Raw genomic sequence first — 17,241 nt, 5'->3', positions numbered from 1 at the left:
AGATGCCAAAGAGAGCATTAATTAGTGTATCAAAAAAAGACGGAATTTTAGATTTTGCAAAAGAACTCAATGAACTTGGATATGAAATACTTTCAACAGGTGGGACATATAAACTTTTAAAAGACAATGGGATAAATGTAATAAAAGTTTCTGATGTGACCGGGTTTCCTGAAATACTTGATGGAAGAGTAAAAACGCTTCATCCCAAAATACATGGCGGGCTACTTGCAATTAGAGACAATGAAGAACATATAAATGCATTAAAAGAACATGGCATTGAACCTATCGATATAGTCGTTGTAAATCTATATCCATTTAAAGAAACAATTCTTAGAGATAATGTCACACTTGACGAGGCCATTGAAAATATAGATATAGGTGGCCCATCTATGATTAGAGCGGCTGCTAAAAATAATAAATATGTAACTGTTATAGTAGATCCAAAAGATTATGAAATAGTAATAAATGAAATAAAAGAATACGGTGATACAAAAGAAGAGACGAGATTTTACCTTGCAATGAAAGCTTTTGGACACACAGCTTTATATGATTCATTGATATATAATTACCTTTTGGAGAAAAATAATGAGGAATTTCCGGATGTTATAACGTTCTCTTATGAAAAAGCACAGGATATGAGATATGGAGAAAATCCACATCAAAAGGCGACATTCTATAGAAATGCGTTAAAATCATATGGTATATCAGAATGTGAACAGTTACATGGCAAAGAACTTTCTTTCAATAATATTAATGATGCTAATGCTACAATAGAGTTATTAAAAGAATTTAATGAGCCTGCTGCCGTCGCAGTAAAACACACAAATCCATGTGGTGTTGCTGTTGCTGATAGTGTATATGATGCTTTTAAAAAGGCATACGAGTGTGATCCGGTATCCATATTCGGAGGTATAGTTGCGTTTAACAGAAAGCTTGATGCTAAAACTGCTGAAGAACTTTCAAAGATATTTTTAGAGATTATCATTGCACCTGATTTTGAAGAAGATGCACTTAATATCTTAAAGAAAAAGAAAAACGTAAGGATACTTAAATTAAAAGATGGTTATGTAAAAGAATATGACCTTAAAAAAGTTGAAGGCGGACTTCTGGTACAAGAAAAAGATGAAATAGATTTATATGATGACAAATTAAATGTTGTTACAGAAAAGGCACCATCAGAAAAGGAACTTAGAGACTTAAAATTTGCATGGAAGGTTGTTAAACATGTAAAATCAAATGCCATCGTGCTCGCTAAGGATGGTGCAACGGTTGGAATAGGTGCCGGACAAGTTAACCGTATATGGCCGACAGAGCAATCGATAAAACAAGCAGGAGAAAAGGCAAAAGGAAGTGTTCTTGCGTCAGATGCGTTTTTCCCATTTCCTGATGTTGTAGAAGCAGCAGAAAAAGCTGGGGTAACTTCTATAATTCAGCCTGGCGGTTCCATAAATGATAAAGCATCGATCGATGAAGCAAACAAAGCCGGCATTTCGATGATATTTACAGGCATAAGACATTTTAAGCATTAGGAAATTATAATAAAGTATATATGTTATTCTGAACGTAGTGAAGAATCTCAGACCCTTATGGAATACCAAAAAGTATTACAATGGAGGGAGTTTAAATGAAAATATTAGTTATAGGTGGCGGTGGTAGAGAACATGCCATCATTCATAAGATATCCCTAAGCAGTAAAGTAGATAAGATATACTGTGCGCCAGGCAATGCCGGAATATCTGAAATAGCTGAGTGTATTAATATAAACGTTGCGGATATTAATATGCTTAAAAAATTTGCCAAAGAAAAAGAAATAGATTTAACTGTTGTAGGCCCTGAAGTGCCATTAATGCAAGGGGTAGTAGATGAATTTGAAAAAGATGGTTTAAAAATATTTGGCCCAAAAAGAGATGCGGCAGCTATTGAAGGAAGTAAATATTTCACGAAGCTATTGCTTCAGAAATACAATATCCCGACGGCCCGTTTTAAGGCATTTGATAGATATGATAGTGCACTAAACTATTTAAAAGAGATATGGTATCCTGTCGTAATTAAAGCGGATGGACTTGCACAAGGGAAGGGTGTTTTTCTCGTTGAAAGCTATACGGATGCTAAAAATGCCCTTGATATAATAATGAAAGAAAAGAGATTCGGAACATCTGGTGATACGGTTATAATAGAAGAGATGCTCTTCGGAAAAGAGATATCAGTACTTGCTTTTACAGATGGGGATACAATCGTCCCAATGATTTCGGCAATGGATTACAAAAAAATATATGACGATGATAAAGGACCGAATACAGGTGGTATGGGAAACATCGCACCGAATCCATATTATAGTAATGCATTGCAAAAAGAAGTTGTTGAAACCATATTAAAACCGGTTATTAATTCATTAAGAAAAGAAGGTATTGTATATAAGGGAGTTCTTTATGCCGGACTCATTCTAACAAAAGAAGGCCCAAAAGTACTTGAATTCAATGCAAGATTTGGAGATCCGGAAACACAGGTGGTGCTGCCACTTTTGAAGACTGACCTTGTAGATATCATGAAGCTACCATTGATGGTAGACTCGATAGTATAGATATTGAATGGGATGACAAAAAAGCTGTATGTGTAGTTGCATCATCAAAAGGATATCCAGGAAATTATGAAACTGGATTTGAGATAAAAGGACTCGATGATATCAATGGTGTATTTTTATATCATGCAGGCACATCAAAATCAGGCAATAAAATTATAACATCTGGTGGCAGGGTTTTAGCAGTTACTGCAGTTGGAAATTCGTATGATGATGCAAGGGAAAAAGCCTATAATGAACTTAAAAAGATTTACTTCGAAGGCATGTATTACAGAAATGATATAGGAATAGTATAATTATCTCAACTCTAAATGTAATAAATAGGGCTTTAACGTATAAAAATTAGCTTGAATCTTCCTTAATTAATTGAAGAGATGAATATTGCATCATAAAATAGCATTTATTTGAAGTAGGTGATGGTCAGAAATATCTTATGAAATTTCTGACCATCACCATGATTTATTACAAAAATGGATTTATCACTTTTATCTATTAAGATACTGTCCGATCTAAATCAACGTTATTTTCTAATATGTCAATATGGTGTAAATTTGCTTTTTCATATAAGATTTCTTTATTAACCATTTCCTCAACATGTTTGTCTATCATGTACAGATACAACCGAAGAAATTGAGAGAGACAGTATGCAATGACGATCAAATGCTTAAAAATCCATAACCTATTAAATATTATATAGATGATTTAAACAGAAGTAGATTTGCATTTTATGATATTATTATACAGGAAGAGCATAAATATTTAGGACAGATTTTACCTGAAAATGTCATAGTATCAAAAGCTATTTCGTCGTCTTTAATAACATTTCAAGAAAAAGGAAAGGGATTGGATAATTTTAATACAACATTTAAAAATTTTATAAATAATAATCCTGAATAAAAATCACTATTGCGAAGTATATTTACTTTTATTAAAAATATAATAAATAATATCTTAAATATGTTGAAATAAGGATAACATAGAGGCTTGGATCCCCTTATTGTGCCTATTAAAAAGCGTATGGCAAAAATATATAAAATATGATAGAATATTAAAGTAACTTTAGGCAGAGTAGGTGTCCCGCGTAAAGTGACGGAGGATGGGACGTTGCTTCCGTACGAAAAGTCTAGTGTAAAACCTAGGCTTGCGGTGGGCCACCGCGTCCGCTGTCACTCCAGGAGCCTTTTCCCACTGGTGTGGCAGTTCTGCCATATCCAATATAATAATGGAAGGAGGCTCTATTTTAATGAAAAAAATTCATACACGAGAACTGGTTTTTTTAGCTTTACTGGTGAGCCTTAACATAGTTTTAACCAGGATAGCTAGCATTAAAATAGCTATTGGCGGTATTGAAAGTATAAGAATTGGCTTTGGCGGATTTCCGGTGATTCTTGCAGGAATAATGTTTGGGCCTATAGCAGGAGGAATAGTAGGCGCTGTGGGTGACATAATTGGATATTATATTAATCCACTGGGACCATACATGCCGCATTTTACACTGACAGCAGCTCTCACGGGCATTATTCCTGCTTTGATTTTAAAACCAATAAAGGCTTCAAAACCTTCTCTATGGCAATTAATGATAGCAATTGGGGTAGGCCAATTCATTTCATCAGTAATACTCGTGCCATATTTTCTTCAGTTGTTATTTAAAATACCTATGATAGCTACTTTACCGCCAAAAGTCGTAGGAGAAGTTATCCACGTGCCAGTGTATGCTTTATTTACACAAATACTGCTCAAAAGAACAAATACGGCTATACATTTTAAGACACACTAAGAAAATTTATTGGTGATAGCTATGCTATCACCTTTTTCATAGTAGTACTACTTTCGAAAATTGAACCCAAGTATACTTCTTTTAGTACAGTATTTTCTCTTGGAAATACTAACAAGCTTACATTAATGGCACTTCTATAGCATATAAAATGACATAAAGTTTTTTAATTATGTAAACAGATTATTATATTAATAAGTTAAGAGTTATAAACTTTTAAAGAAGATTATAAAAAATTGATTATAACATAAATACCTGGGGGGTAAGAAGTTTTTATAATAATAACCTATAATTGGCGCATATGAATAGATTAGCATGTTGTGCCATTTTTATTTTAATGTTATCATTCAACACTTTTTGTGATAATATATAATAGATATTAAAAATAGGATGTGATGTAATGGACATAAGACCAATTGGCGTATTTGATTCAGGTGTAGGAGGCTTAACTGTATTAAAAAGATTAAAAGAAATTTTACCAAACGAAGATTATATATATTTTGGAGATACAAAGAGGGTTCCATATGGTGATAAATCACAAGATGAAATAAAAAAATACGCAAGGCAGATAATAAATTTTATGAAGGAGAAAAATGTTAAGGTAATAGTAATAGCTTGTAATACTACATGTGCATCAATAGATAAAAATGATTATGATGAAATACTTTTTGATGTTCTTGAAGCGGGCTCAAAGAGTGCATCAGCTGTGACAAGGAATAAAAAAATAGGGGTTATAGCAACTACTAGAACCATTGAAAGTAAAAGCTATGAAAAAAATATTAAATCAATAAATAAAAATATAGTTGTTTATGGCAGAGCCTGTCCCGAATTCGTACCACTTGTAGAATCAGGATTGGCAGAAAGTGCAGATGCTTTTGATAAAGCTAAAGAATATCTGAAAGATTTAAATATGAAGGGAATTGATACACTAATACTTGGATGCACGCATTATCCAATACTATTAAAAGCTATTGAAAGTGCAGTAAATAAAGACACTGAAATAATAGACCCAGCTATAAGATTATCTATTGAGGTTAAAAATTACTTAGAAAATAATGATATGCTAAGTACAAGTACAATTGGACATACAGAATATTTTGTAAGCAGTAATAAAGAGAATTTTATCAAAACTGCGAAAATGCTTTTAAATGAAGATATTAATATTGTTAATAGAATAGATATTGAAAAATATTAGGATACAAACGGGGGAGAAACATGAATGAAATTTTAAAAGAGGCTAAATTAATAGAAGATGAAATTATTCAAATTAGGAGAAAAATTCATAGAGAACCTGAACTTGGGTTTGAAGAAACAAAGACATCTGATTTGATAAGTAAATATTTAAATAGTTTATGTATAGAGACTAAGATTTTGGCGACGACAGGCGTAATGGGATTATTAAAAGGTAATGGGAGCAAAACTATTGCGATAAGAGCTGACATGGATGCATTACCTATACAGGAGGAAAATGATGTACCATATAGTTCGGTTGTTCCTGGAAAAATGCATGCCTGCGGGCATGATGTACATACTGCAATAGCACTTGGAGCAGCCAAATTATTATCAAAAATGAAAGATAAAATAAATGGCAATGTTAAATTTATCTTTCAACCTGCAGAGGAAACTACGGGTGGTGCTAAACCTATGATAGAAGAAGGTGTCCTTGAAAATCCCAACGTTGATGCGATTATAGGATTACATGTTGATCCAGATTTAAATACAGGTGAAATTGGATTTACTAATGGTAAGGCATATGCATCATCAGATATGTTTGATATATCTGTTACGGGCAAAAGCAGTCATGGAGCCGAACCACATAAATCAGTAGATCCTATTGTTATATCGGCAAATATAATTAATGCATTGCAGACTGTAGTAAGTAGGAATGCCGATCCATTAGAACCACTCGTGATTACAATAGGCAGCATAGAAGGCGGTTATGCGAGAAATATTATAGCCAATAAAGTACACATGTCAGGCATAATACGTATGCTTAATGAAGAAAAAAGAGATGAAACTGTTGCAAAAGTCGAAGATATAGCAAGGTGCATAGCAAAATCTATGGGTGGAAAAGCGGAGTTTTCCCGAATCGCCGGATATCCATGCCTTATTAATGATGAAAAGATTCTGAAAATATTAAAATCGAGTGCAGCAAATATTGTCGGTGAGGAAAATATTAAGAATGTACTGCCTACACTTGGTGTGGAAGATTTCGCATATTTTCTTAAAGAAGTCCCAGGGTGTTTTTATAAGCTTGGTTGTGGAAATAAGGCAAAGGGAATTGATAAACCAATTCACAACAACATGTTCAATGTCGATGAAGAATGCATAGCATATGGGATTGCGGTACATGTTAATACAGTTATTAACTTTTTAAATAATGATTTGCGAAAAGATTTAAGGTATAAAAAAATATTAAAGAATATGATTAATTATAGCGATTCATTATAACAAGTAAAATTAAAATAACTTATTAAACCCGAAAAGCTATAATATGAAATCTTGCCCTTACAATTTATATGAATTTTATGGTTGTAGGGGTTTAATTTTTAAATCATGATTATACGTTATAATTCACTTTATGGTTTGGAGTAGGAATATAAAAATAGAATTGAAGTAAACATAACCCTAATATACATATTTATGCATTGAAAACATGGAGTAAACAAGATAATTCGTATATATTATATGGGTGAATTTATAAATTTGCAAAATTACAGGAAATCTTGCATAATTTAATATTATGAAGTAAATCTTGACAAATTTGAATTTATGGTGCATAATATGTATTGAAGGGTGGGTGATGAAAGATGTTATTCATAATAACATTAATGGCATTAATATTGATATTAGTACCCGCAGTTTTGGAAAGGGACAACAGTGGCTATACAGAATTTATGAAAAGTGAATTTGGCTACAAAGATGTAGATGATTCGGCAACTAATAATAATGAGTTTAATGAATTTGCATTTAGCTACAAATTAAGATAAATTAGATTCCTTGCTTTACGATAAATCCGGCTATGGCCGGATATTTTTATTAATCAGATTTTTATATAAGAGATTCGGCGGATAAATATCCGCCGAATCATAACAATATTTATATGCATATATAGTTTTATATGTGATGCCCTCTGTAACAGTATGCGATTATCCTTCTTTAGCAATTTTAGATAAATCTTTTTCAAGAGAATATATACTATTTTTTGGGATAATGCATGTTACATCTCTATTTTTATAATTTATCCTTATGAAATCACTGCCAACTTCTGAAACCAATCCTTCTACTACATTTGAAGGTGTAAATACTTTAGCATATTGATTCAGAAGTTGATAGTACTCATCCTCAAGGCTCCGATGATAACGATATTTACTTCTATGCCAATTATCTTCTATAATGAAAATTGTTATTGCTAAAAGGAATTGAGATATAAAATCTTCTATCTTGTCCACGTATATCAACTCCCGATTTTTTTCTTTTATATATAATATATTAATCTGTATATGATAATGTAACTGGCTATTGATTAAGAAAAGTGATAAAATATATTATGTAAAAATGAAAAATGAGGTGACATTTATGGATATAAAAGTAGAAAGCTTTAAATTAGATCACAGGACTGTTAAAGCACCATATGTTAGAAAAGCAGGCATATTGACAGGGCCTAAAGGTGATATCGTAACAAAATACGACGTAAGATTGACACAACCGAATGTTGACTCTATTCCAACAGGGGGAGTCCATACACTCGAGCATTTATTTGCAACATATTTTAGAGAATATATGGATGATATAATAGACATATCGCCAATGGGATGCAGGACTGGATTTTATCTTACGAAATTTGGTGATACACCGGTCGAAGATATAATAGATGTATTAAAAAAGGTATTAAAAAAAGTTTTAGATACCAAAGAAGAGGACGTACCGGCAACAAATGAAATACAATGTGGAAACTACAGGGACCATTCATTATTTACAGCAAAGGAGTATGCAAAAGGAGTTTTAGAGAAGTTATAATATAGGCTTTTGGAAATTTTTCCATATAATGTTTGGAACAATTTTATAATACAATACAGAATGTCATATATATTATAAACCGCGAATAAACTATTGTGAGGTGTCATATATGCGCAATAGGTCTTTTGTTCGCGGTGCTTTTATATTAACAATTGCAAATGTCGTTGATAGGGGAATAGGGTTTGTATTTAGGATAATCCTATCAAATCTTCTTGGATCAGAAGGCATAGGAATATACCAGATAGCACTTCCCATATATTTTGTATCAATCACATTTATAACATCAGGAATTACTGCCGTTACATCAAGATTTATATCAGAAGAAAGGGCTAAGGGAAATAAGAAGAATATATTTAGCATAATGGAGGTTTCATTTTTTATAGTCATCGTGATGGGTCTTTTAATATCAGGTCTTATATTTTTCAATGCTAAGTATATAGCAAATAATTTGCTACACGAGCCAAGAGCATATATATCAATACTTATTTTTTCACCAGTATTAATTATAGTATCATCATCGTCAATATTTAAAGGCTTTTTCCAAGGACTTATCAATATGGTTCCAGCTTCAATATCTGAGATAGTTGAACAAATTGTAAGAGTATCCTTGACATTATACCTCTTTAGTTTATTTACGGGGATAAGATTAGAGTATGCTGTTGCAATTGCAGTATTTGGTATTGCGATTGGTGAAGTCACAAGTTTTTTAATGTACATATTTTTTTACAGGTATGAAATACATTATTTAGATAGAGAGATTCCTGATAATGGCAATAGGTGGAACAAGCTAAGTATTGCAAATACAATTTTTAGGGCATCTTTTCCTATTACATTTTCCAGGATGATTGTAAATATCTTGGATTTATTTGAATCACTTATAATACCGTCAAGATTAATTATATCAGGATTAACACATAAACAAGCTATATCAGAGTATGGGAAACTATCTGGAATGGCGTATCCGCTCGCATATATGCCAGCTGTAATAACTATGAGCCTTTCTGTTACTGTTTTACCGGCTGTATCAGAAGCAGCTTCATTAAATAAATGGGATGCTGTTAGACTTCGTATTAATCAAGCAATAGGATATACAACGATGGTTGCATTTCCTGCTATCATCTTATTTCTTACAATTCCTGATCAAATTGCCTCACTTTTGTATCCTGGTAGTCCGGGAGTTGGTGCACTTGTAAAAGTGATCGCGGGGGGAAGTATTTTTGCATATTTAGAATCGATTGTAACGAGCATATTAAATGGGCTTGGAAAGCAAAATATAGTATTAAAAAATTCAATTATTTGGACAGTTATTTCAATTATTGCCATGTATGTTTTGATTCCTTTATCTGGGCTAAGGCTTTTTGGATATGTATATGGATTTATATTTGCAGATACTTTTGTATTTATTTTAAACATGAGGGAACTCATAAAGATTACAGGACTTACGATAGACTATATTAATTGGCTTATAAAGCCGTTGATCTCAGCAGTAACCATGGGCATAGTTGTAATGATTATGTACTTTAATCTTTCAGCTGTGGGATTAAATCAATGGATATCAATGCTTTTTACAGTCTTCATAGGATTAGTACTATATTTAGCAATTAATTATATAATAAAATTGCCTTATGTAGAAGAACTGAAAAAAATGATATTGTTGAAGAATTAACAAATATAATGTATAATAAAAATAAATCTAAGTCTGAGGATATTATCTGAGGACAAGGAAAGGAGAAATGTGAATGGAAAGACAAATTGCTGATTTTATTGATGACGTAAAGATACAATCTGCATTAGAATATGGTGAAAATGCAACGAAGGAAGATGCTTTAAGGATTATTGAAAAAGCAAAAAATCTAAAGGGTATTACACCCGAAGAAGCCGCTGTACTTTTAAATCTAGAGGATGAAGCTATACTCGAAGAGATGTATAAGGTGGCAAGATATATTAAAGAAGAGATATATGGGAATAGGATTGTTTTATTCGCACCACTTTACATAAGCAATTACTGTGTAAATAACTGCAGATATTGCGGCTATAAGCATTCAAATGAGCAAGAACGCAAAAAACTTACGATGGATGAAGTAAGGCGTGAAGTTGAAATACTTGAAGAGATGGGGCATAAAAGGCTTGCACTTGAAGCCGGTGAAGATCCTGTAAATTGCCCTATTGATTATGTGCTTGATGTTATAAAGACTATTTATAATACTAAGCTTAAAAATGGAAGTATTAGAAGAGTAAATGTAAATATCGCTGCTACGACTGTAGAAAATTATAGAAAGTTAAAGGAAGTAGGAATCGGAACTTATGTTTTGTTTCAAGAAACTTACCATAGACCAACATATAATAAAATGCATCCACAAGGTCCAAAGCACGATTATGATTATCATACGACAGCTATGGATAGGGCAATGGAGGGCGGTATAGATGATGTCGGAATTGGCGTTTTGTACGGTCTTTACGATTATAAATATGAGACAATTGCGATGCTATACCATGTAAAACATTTGGACGAAAAATTTGGAGTAGGACCACATACAATATCTGTTCCAAGGCTTAGACCTGCACTAAATACACCATTAAGCGAATTTCCTTACATTGTAGATGACAAAGATTTTAAAAAGCTTGTCGCAGTATTGCGTCTGGCAGTGCCATATACTGGTATGATTTTATCGACGAGAGAAGTACCAAAATTTAGAGAAGAAGTTATAGCTGTTGGTATATCACAGATAAGCGCAGGCTCGTGCACTGGTGTTGGTGGATATCATGAGGAAATATCAAATAACGGCGCATCAAAACCACAGTTTGATGTTGGTGACCATAGGACACCAAATGAAATATTAAGGACTCTGTGTAAGCAGCATTATTTACCAAGTTACTGTACAGCATGCTATAGAATGGGACGTACAGGCGACAGGTTTATGAGCTTTGCAAAATCTGGTCAGATACACAATTTCTGTTTACCTAATGCGATTCTTACATTTAAAGAATTTTTAATTGATTATGGTGATGAGACTACAAAAGCAATAGGTGAAGAAACAATTGCAGCTAATATAGAAAAGATACCAAATGAAATGGTCAAGGAAGAAACTAAGAGACGTCTTAAAAGACTTGAAAATGGTGAAAGAGATTTATATTTTTAAATAATCATAAAAAAACCCCGGATATCCGGGGTTTTAATTATCTGCCGGTTAGCAGAGGGAGAAAAACGGTATAACTTTTTTAATTTAAATCAAACATTAGTCATTAAAATGCTGGGATTATAGCACCCTTATACTTATCTTCTATGAATTTTTTAACTTCTGGTGAATTTAGTGCTTTTGCTAATTTCTTTATAGCAGGATCATTTTGATTATCTGGTCTTACCGTTAGCACATTTGCATATGGTGAGTCCTTGTCTTCCATGAATATTGAATCTTTTAGTGGATTAAGTTTTCCTTCTAGTGCAAAATTTGTATTTATTATTGCAAAATCTACATCTTGTAATGTTCTTGGCAATTGAGGCGCTTCAAGCTCGCTAAATTTAAGATGCTTTGGGTTATCGACAATATCCCTTGGCGTTTGTGTAAGTCCCTTAGGATCTTTGAGCTTAATCAATCCTTGTTTTTGTAAAAGCAATAATGCTCTTCCTTCATTTGTAGCATCATTTGGAATTGCAACAGTTGCGCCATCTTTTATTTCATCTTTTGATTTTATTTTCTTTGAATATGCACCCATTGGTTCTACATGTACTTTTACTAATGCTATTAATTTCATATTATTCTTCTTTTCAAAGTCTTCCATGTATGGTACGTGTTGAAAGAAATTTGCATCGATTTGCTTATCATTTAGTGCCGTATTTGGTGTTACATAATCGGTAAATTCCTTTATTTGTAGATCAATGCCTTCCTTTGCTAAAACCGGTTTAACAACATTAAGTATTTCTGCGTGCGGGGTAGGTGATGCGCCGACAACAAGTTTTGTAGTTTTTACTGCATTTGAGTTATTATTTGTGATAGCCTCTTTGCTATTAGTGTTTTTTGAGCACCCTACGAATATTAATGATAACGTTAAAATTAATGAAAACAATAAAATAATTTTTTTCATTAAAAACCATCCCTTCATCTTTTATCAACTTTTTTAGCGAGAAAATTTCCTATTCTTTGTATAATCTCTACCATAATAATAAGTACTATAATAGTTGCTATGAGGACATCTGTCTCAAACCTCTGATATCCATACCTTATCGCAAGATCTCCAAGACCACCTCCTCCAATAGCACCTGCCATAGCAGAATACCCGAGGATATTTATTATTGTCAAAGTTACACCAAGTATCAATGATGATAGTGACTCTGGTATCATAACCCTAAAAATAATCTGTGGAATTGTTGCACCTACCGCAATAGATGCTTCAATGACACCCCAGTCAACTTCTTTTAATGATGATTCTATTACCCTTGCAACAAATGGTGCCGCTGCTACAGATAATGGAACAATGGCTGCTGTTGATCCAATTGTTGTTCCAACTATAAGCCTCGACAGTGGGAATATTGCAATTATCAATATGATAAATGGTACAGATCTCATGATATTTATGATTGTGCCTAATATCCTATTAAGCTTTATATTTTCAGATATATGACCTTTATCTGTAATTACTAATATGATGCCTAGAGGGAGCCCTATCACTATAGAGAAAAGTGTAGAAAAAAACACCATATAGATTGTTTCCCATAAAGGCTGTACCATAAGCTGCCATAAATTTAATAAATACTGCAATATATTAGACAATACCATTTTTAAGCACCTCTATTCTTAAGCCGTTTTCTTCTAAATAGTTTATTGCAGACTTTATCGAATTAGGTTCACCTTTAAGCTTTATCAAAAGATTTCCTATTTGAGAGTCTTGGATTCTCTCGATATTGCCTGATATTATATTTGCGTCAACGTCAAATTTTTTTATCATATGTGATATGACAGGCTCTCTGCTGCTTTTTCCAAAAAATGACAACCTTAGTATTTCTTCATTTGGGTTTTCATCATCAATAAGTATATCAGGTGGAAGTTCGGCAATCATATCCTTTAAAAACCTTTTTGATGTTTCTGTAGATGGATTTGAAAATATGTCTATGACATTGCCTTCTTCAATAATTACTCCATTTTCCAAAACCGCTACTCTATCACATATGTTTCTAATGACAGACATCTCATGTGTAATTACTACTATTGTTATACCATACTGCTTGTTTATGCTTTTTAATAAATTTAATATTGCTTCGGTCGTAGTTGGATCTAATGCTGATGTTGCCTCATCAGAAAGTATTATGTCAGGCCTATTTGCTAGTGCTCTTGCTATTCCGACTCTTTGTTTTTGACCACCTGATAACTGTGACGGATACGCATTTTTTTTATCCTCAAGCTCGACGACTTCAAGGAGCTCATTAACTCGCTTTTCTATATCACTTTCTTTAACCTTTGATATTTTAAGAGGAAAAGCAATATTTTCATATACTGTGGAATTCATCAAAAGATTAAAATGTTGAAATATCATGCCTATTTTTTTTCTCATATTTCTTAAGTCCTTAGGCTTTAATTTTGTCATCTCAACATTATTTATCATGATACTTCCTGATGTAGGCTTTTCTAACATATTTATACATCTTATTAAAGATGATTTACCAGCACCGCTTAAACCCATAATACCATATATTTCACCGTCATTGATGTCTAAATTTATGTCCTTTAATGCAACAACTTTTTTGCCATTGGAATTGTAAACTTTGCTTAGATTTTTAACAGATATCAAAATTTTTCCCCTCTTTTTGAAAAAATAAAATAAAAAAAACCTCTTTATGAAAGAGGTTTAATCCTCTCTCATCTCTCAGCATATGCCGCAGGAATTGGCACCATTGCACTTTTGTGCCGGTTGCCGGGCTTCATCGGGCCAGTCCCTCCACCTCTCTGGATAAGAGAATAAATTTCGTATCAAATTGTTAAAATGATTATATAAGATTCAAAATGAAAAGTCAAGCATTTTGTCATGGGTGTTTGAATTATTAAATGTATGTCATTACTACATTGACATAGTACTTACATCTTAATGTTGAAAATTGCGAGCATTAGTTTATAATATAATTGTAAGGTAAGTTAACTTATTAAATAATTGTCACAAATGAAAGGACAGTATTTTATGAGAGAGTTAAGCGCGCGCCAGTTGGATATTTTGAAAAAAGTTATGTCAAAAGAGCCAATAAGTATTGACGATATCGTTAGCAAATACAAATTAAGCAAAAGAACTGCATATAGGGAACTAAACGCTATAAATGATTATATTAAAGGCTATGGTTTAAGATTAAAAAATATGCCTGAGGCTTTAGTTGTTGAAGGCAGTGATAGCGATATAGAAAGATTTAACTTTGATGTTATCGGTTATAGGCCTAATATAGGAGCAAACCAGAGGAGAAAATTGATTCTTTCAGAACTTCTACAAATGAAAGAACCTGTTAAATTGGAGTATTTTGCAAAAGAATATAATGTGACAACCGCAACAATAAGCTATGACATAAAAGAAATAGAAAAATGGTTATATAAACAAGGCGTGACAATTATTACAAAACCTGGTGTCGGTGTATACTTAATTGGCGAAGAAAGTAACATTAGAAAAGCTATAATTAATTTTCTATATGAAAATGTCGAGACAAAGGACTTAATGGAATTTTTAAATAAAGGGTACAATAATTTAAATAGACTTGATAAAGATATAAATGACAGACTTTTAAGACTTATTGATTATGACACAGTATTAAAAATTGAAAAAGCTATTCAGAGATTAGAAAGGTCTCTTGAATATGAGTTGGCAGAAAGCTCTTATATGGGACTAACGGTACACTTGGCACTTGCTTTAAAAAGAATAAAAGACGGAGAAAAGATAAAAATAGGTGATGAGAGCCTTTTAGAGCTTAAGAAGTCGGATGAATACAAATTTGCTAAAATGCTTGCAAGATACCTTGAAGAAGAGCTCGATATTGCAATTCCAGATGACGAGATAGGCTATATAACAATACATCTCCAAGGTGCAAGATATAGGGCAAATACAGATGAAATAAATGATGACTTTATAAATGAAATTGCATATGAAATGATTAAAATAGCTGAAGATGTGTTTAAAACCGATTTAGAATATGACTCGATTCTAAAAAGCGGGTTAAAAACTCACCTAAGACCGACTATATTTCGATTGAAAATGGGGCTTGCAATTAGAAATCCTCTTATTAATGATATAAAGGAAAGATATGGTCTACTCTTTGATAAATGTAAGGTTATCTCAAATGTATTGAAAAATAAACTAAATGTGGAGATACCTGACGACGAGGTTGGATATATTGCTATGCATTTTGGAGCTGCTCTTGTCAGGAAGCAGGATAAGGCTAAAAAGCATAATATTTTGGTGGTTTGTGCAAGTGGTATTGGGACTTCAAGAATGCTTTTATCAAAATTGCAGATGTTCCCACAACTAAATATTGTTGATACGGTATCAAGTTTAAGACTAAAGGATTTTAAAAATCGAGATGATATAGACCTGATAGTGTCTACAATACCACTTGACAATAATGATAAGGAGACAATTGTAGTAAATCCATTACTTCTTGATGAGGATGTGGAAAAATTAAAAAAAGCATTAAATACCGATTTTATAATGAGCTTTTCAAAGAAGAAAGTAGTTAATGATAAATACAATGAATTAGTCCATATAGCCGAATATGGAAAACACATAATCGAAATATGTAATGACTTTGCGTTAAAGAATGTCGATGGAGTAAATTCAAAAGAAATAATCGACAGCCTTTTAAAAGATTTTTTAGAAATTGGATATATTGATGCAAAAGAAATTGACGCTATAAAGACAAAGCTCATTGGACGAGAAAGCCTGGGCAAGATTATCCTTCCAGGCAAAGGTTTTGTTATTTACCACTGTACATCAGCTAATCTAAAAAAACCGCTTGTAATTTGTGGTAAGTTAACTAATGATGTCAGAATGAAGAATTTAATAAATGAATATGAGAAGATAAATACTGCATTTTTGATGGTTGCACCTGAAAATGACAAAATAGGTATAGAAATACTCGGTGATTTAAGTGTTTCATTTATAGAAAGCAAAGACCTCGTTGAAGTGCTTAATAATACTAATAAAATAGATGAAGCAAAAGAAAAAGTACGAAAAGCATTAATGCAAAAATATTACGATGAGATTAAAAGAAATCTTTTTGTAGGTGATTGATATGTTTAGTATTTCAATAAAACAGCGAAAAATATTTTATTTAATGTTATCAATAGTATGGTTAATCGCTGCTATAAATTCAATGGTAAAACAGAGCTTTATACAAGGTTTAATTGTTTTAGTATTTGGGGTATTATTCATATTATCAATAGCACTTGTGCAGTCATTTTCCATAAGGATGATAAAACTTTATGATAAAAATTTAAAGAAAAGCAAAAGCTCAAATAGGAACAATAAAAAGAGCAACAGTTAAAATTGAAAGGAGGTGTATTGAATGCCAATACATGGTGTTATACTTTGCAGCTGGGGGGCAACATCAAGTTCATTAGCAAAAAAAGTTACAGATGAGGCAAAAAAACAAGGTATTGATGTAACAGTTGATGCTGGTGGTACAGGAGAATTTAAGAAGAAAGCAGAAGAGTATGATGTTGCATTACTTGAACCACAGGTAAGGCATCTGAAAAAGGAAGTTGAGACAATTGCATCAAAATACAATATACCTGTTGATATAGTTGATATGCAGGCATTTGCATTGATGGATGCAAAAAAGATATTAAATCAGATATTAGATCTAGCTAAAAAATCTGGAAAAGAAGTATAGGAGGATAAATAA

16 protein-coding genes, 1 pseudogene and 2 riboswitches are annotated in these 17,241 nt (G+C 32.4%); of the genes and pseudogenes, 13 read left to right on the top strand and 4 right to left on the bottom strand.

Annotation, left to right across the window (positions count from 1 at the left end; all coding sequences use genetic code 11):
- Nucleotides 1–2: 2 nt before the first annotated feature.
- The 7 genes and pseudogenes from purH to CPG45_RS02510 all read left to right on the top strand — a co-directional run bounded on the left by purH (nucleotide 3) and on the right by CPG45_RS02510 (nucleotide 7,342).
- Nucleotides 3–1,529, top strand: a complete 1,527-nt coding sequence (gene purH, locus CPG45_RS02535) for a bifunctional phosphoribosylaminoimidazolecarboxamide formyltransferase/IMP cyclohydrolase (RefSeq protein ID WP_096230480.1) — start codon at nucleotides 3–5, stop codon at nucleotides 1,527–1,529.
- A gap of 95 nt (nucleotides 1,530–1,624) precedes the next feature.
- Nucleotides 1,625–2,874 (top strand): annotated as a pseudogene (gene purD, locus CPG45_RS02530) (phosphoribosylamine--glycine ligase).
- A gap of 385 nt (nucleotides 2,875–3,259) precedes the next feature.
- Entirely contained in the window at nucleotides 3,260–3,475 is a 216-nt protein-coding gene (locus CPG45_RS18090) for a DUF1002 domain-containing protein (RefSeq protein WP_157732434.1), read from the top strand.
- A gap of 165 nt (nucleotides 3,476–3,640) precedes the next feature.
- Nucleotides 3,641–3,746, top strand: a riboswitch (THF riboswitch).
- Nucleotides 3,747–3,821: 75 nt separating this feature from the next.
- The gene (locus tag CPG45_RS02525) at nucleotides 3,822–4,355 is read left to right on the top strand and encodes a folate family ECF transporter S component (protein WP_096230479.1); all 534 of its coding nucleotides are present in this window, start codon (nucleotides 3,822–3,824) and stop codon (nucleotides 4,353–4,355) included.
- A gap of 397 nt (nucleotides 4,356–4,752) precedes the next feature.
- Nucleotides 4,753–5,547, top strand: coding sequence for a glutamate racemase (gene murI, locus CPG45_RS02520; protein ID WP_096230478.1), 795 nt, complete (start codon nucleotides 4,753–4,755; stop codon nucleotides 5,545–5,547).
- A 20-nt stretch (nucleotides 5,548–5,567) separates the two neighbouring features.
- A complete protein-coding gene (locus CPG45_RS02515; RefSeq protein WP_096230477.1) occupies nucleotides 5,568–6,803 on the top strand; it encodes a M20 metallopeptidase family protein in 1,236 nt (411 codons plus the stop codon).
- Between the two features lie 359 nt (nucleotides 6,804–7,162).
- On the top strand, nucleotides 7,163–7,342 hold the full coding sequence (locus CPG45_RS02510; RefSeq protein ID WP_096230476.1) for a hypothetical protein: 180 nt from the start codon (nucleotides 7,163–7,165) through the stop codon (nucleotides 7,340–7,342).
- 159 nt (nucleotides 7,343–7,501) lie between these two features.
- Here the strand turns inward: CPG45_RS02510 and CPG45_RS02505 are convergent, their stop codons facing one another.
- Nucleotides 7,502–7,804 carry a hypothetical protein gene (locus tag CPG45_RS02505; RefSeq protein WP_096230475.1) on the bottom strand — a complete coding sequence of 101 codons (303 nt, stop codon included), beginning with the start codon at nucleotides 7,802–7,804 and terminating at the stop codon, nucleotides 7,502–7,504.
- Between the two features lie 127 nt (nucleotides 7,805–7,931).
- Between CPG45_RS02505 and CPG45_RS02500 the strand changes: the two genes are divergently transcribed.
- The 3 genes from CPG45_RS02500 to hydG all read left to right on the top strand — a co-directional run bounded on the left by CPG45_RS02500 (nucleotide 7,932) and on the right by hydG (nucleotide 11,512).
- Nucleotides 7,932–8,372: an S-ribosylhomocysteine lyase gene (locus tag CPG45_RS02500; protein WP_096230474.1), complete on the top strand. Its 441-nt coding sequence runs from the start codon at nucleotides 7,932–7,934 to the stop codon at nucleotides 8,370–8,372.
- Nucleotides 8,373–8,481: 109 nt separating this feature from the next.
- Nucleotides 8,482–10,038 (top strand): stage V sporulation protein B, encoded by a 1,557-nt coding sequence (gene spoVB, locus CPG45_RS02495; RefSeq protein WP_096230473.1) that lies wholly within the window; start codon nucleotides 8,482–8,484, stop codon nucleotides 10,036–10,038.
- A 73-nt stretch (nucleotides 10,039–10,111) separates the two neighbouring features.
- The gene (hydG, locus tag CPG45_RS02490) at nucleotides 10,112–11,512 is read left to right on the top strand and encodes a [FeFe] hydrogenase H-cluster radical SAM maturase HydG (RefSeq protein ID WP_096230472.1); all 1,401 of its coding nucleotides are present in this window, start codon (nucleotides 10,112–10,114) and stop codon (nucleotides 11,510–11,512) included.
- Nucleotides 11,513–11,615: 103 nt separating this feature from the next.
- On the opposite strand, the gene CPG45_RS02485 is transcribed toward hydG, so the two are convergent.
- From CPG45_RS02485 to CPG45_RS02475, 3 genes are read right to left on the bottom strand one after another with little or no spacing between them, the layout of a single operon-like run.
- A complete protein-coding gene (locus tag CPG45_RS02485) occupies nucleotides 11,616–12,455 on the bottom strand; it encodes a MetQ/NlpA family ABC transporter substrate-binding protein (RefSeq protein WP_096230471.1) in 840 nt (279 codons plus the stop codon).
- A 14-nt stretch (nucleotides 12,456–12,469) separates the two neighbouring features.
- Nucleotides 12,470–13,147, bottom strand: coding sequence for a methionine ABC transporter permease (locus tag CPG45_RS02480; RefSeq protein WP_096230470.1), 678 nt, complete (start codon nucleotides 13,145–13,147; stop codon nucleotides 12,470–12,472).
- Nucleotides 13,134–14,156 carry a methionine ABC transporter ATP-binding protein gene (locus CPG45_RS02475; RefSeq protein ID WP_096230469.1) on the bottom strand — a complete coding sequence of 341 codons (1,023 nt, stop codon included), beginning with the start codon at nucleotides 14,154–14,156 and terminating at the stop codon, nucleotides 13,134–13,136. The genes CPG45_RS02480 and CPG45_RS02475 overlap by 14 nt, the downstream gene beginning before the upstream one ends.
- A 65-nt stretch (nucleotides 14,157–14,221) precedes the next feature.
- Nucleotides 14,222–14,322, bottom strand: a riboswitch (SAM riboswitch).
- Nucleotides 14,323–14,540: 218 nt separating this feature from the next.
- Between CPG45_RS02475 and CPG45_RS02470 the strand changes: the two genes are divergently transcribed.
- The 3 genes from CPG45_RS02470 to CPG45_RS02460 are packed head-to-tail and all read left to right on the top strand — an operon-like array spanning nucleotide 14,541 to nucleotide 17,229.
- Nucleotides 14,541–16,628: a BglG family transcription antiterminator gene (locus CPG45_RS02470; protein ID WP_096230468.1), complete on the top strand. Its 2,088-nt coding sequence runs from the start codon at nucleotides 14,541–14,543 to the stop codon at nucleotides 16,626–16,628.
- Nucleotide 16,629: 1 nt separating this feature from the next.
- Nucleotides 16,630–16,881, top strand: coding sequence for a hypothetical protein (locus CPG45_RS02465; protein ID WP_096230467.1), 252 nt, complete (start codon nucleotides 16,630–16,632; stop codon nucleotides 16,879–16,881).
- A gap of 21 nt (nucleotides 16,882–16,902) precedes the next feature.
- Entirely contained in the window at nucleotides 16,903–17,229 is a 327-nt protein-coding gene (locus CPG45_RS02460; RefSeq protein WP_096230466.1) for a PTS sugar transporter subunit IIB, read from the top strand.
- The last annotated feature ends 12 nt before the right edge of the window (nucleotides 17,230–17,241 follow it).

It is taken from the genome of Thermoanaerobacterium sp. RBIITD (assembly GCF_900205865.1).
Taxonomy (GTDB): domain Bacteria; phylum Bacillota; class Thermoanaerobacteria; order Thermoanaerobacterales; family Thermoanaerobacteraceae; genus Thermoanaerobacterium.
Note: the sequence above shows the minus strand (reverse complement) of the source record. Positions and strands in the feature narration are given on the sequence as shown.

What these genes read in the sequence shown, in the direction of transcription:
- purH (WP_096230480.1), top strand. Translation starts at nt 3, where the DNA reads ATGCCAAAGAGAGCATTAATTAGTGTATCAAAAAAAGACGGAATTTTA.
- CPG45_RS02525 (WP_096230479.1), top strand. Translation starts at nt 3,822, where the DNA reads ATGAAAAAAATTCATACACGAGAACTGGTTTTTTTAGCTTTACTGGTG.
- murI (WP_096230478.1), top strand. Translation starts at nt 4,753, where the DNA reads ATGGACATAAGACCAATTGGCGTATTTGATTCAGGTGTAGGAGGCTTA.
- CPG45_RS02515 (WP_096230477.1), top strand. Translation starts at nt 5,568, where the DNA reads ATGAATGAAATTTTAAAAGAGGCTAAATTAATAGAAGATGAAATTATT.
- CPG45_RS02510 (WP_096230476.1), top strand. Translation starts at nt 7,163, where the DNA reads ATGTTATTCATAATAACATTAATGGCATTAATATTGATATTAGTACCC.
- CPG45_RS02500 (WP_096230474.1), top strand. Translation starts at nt 7,932, where the DNA reads ATGGATATAAAAGTAGAAAGCTTTAAATTAGATCACAGGACTGTTAAA.
- spoVB (WP_096230473.1), top strand. Translation starts at nt 8,482, where the DNA reads ATGCGCAATAGGTCTTTTGTTCGCGGTGCTTTTATATTAACAATTGCA.
- hydG (WP_096230472.1), top strand. Translation starts at nt 10,112, where the DNA reads ATGGAAAGACAAATTGCTGATTTTATTGATGACGTAAAGATACAATCT.
- CPG45_RS02485 (WP_096230471.1), bottom strand. Translation starts at nt 12,455, where the DNA reads ATGAAAAAAATTATTTTATTGTTTTCATTAATTTTAACGTTATCATTA.
- CPG45_RS02480 (WP_096230470.1), bottom strand. Translation starts at nt 13,147, where the DNA reads ATGGTATTGTCTAATATATTGCAGTATTTATTAAATTTATGGCAGCTT.
- CPG45_RS02470 (WP_096230468.1), top strand. Translation starts at nt 14,541, where the DNA reads ATGAGAGAGTTAAGCGCGCGCCAGTTGGATATTTTGAAAAAAGTTATG.
- CPG45_RS02465 (WP_096230467.1), top strand. Translation starts at nt 16,630, where the DNA reads ATGTTTAGTATTTCAATAAAACAGCGAAAAATATTTTATTTAATGTTA.
- CPG45_RS02460 (WP_096230466.1), top strand. Translation starts at nt 16,903, where the DNA reads ATGCCAATACATGGTGTTATACTTTGCAGCTGGGGGGCAACATCAAGT.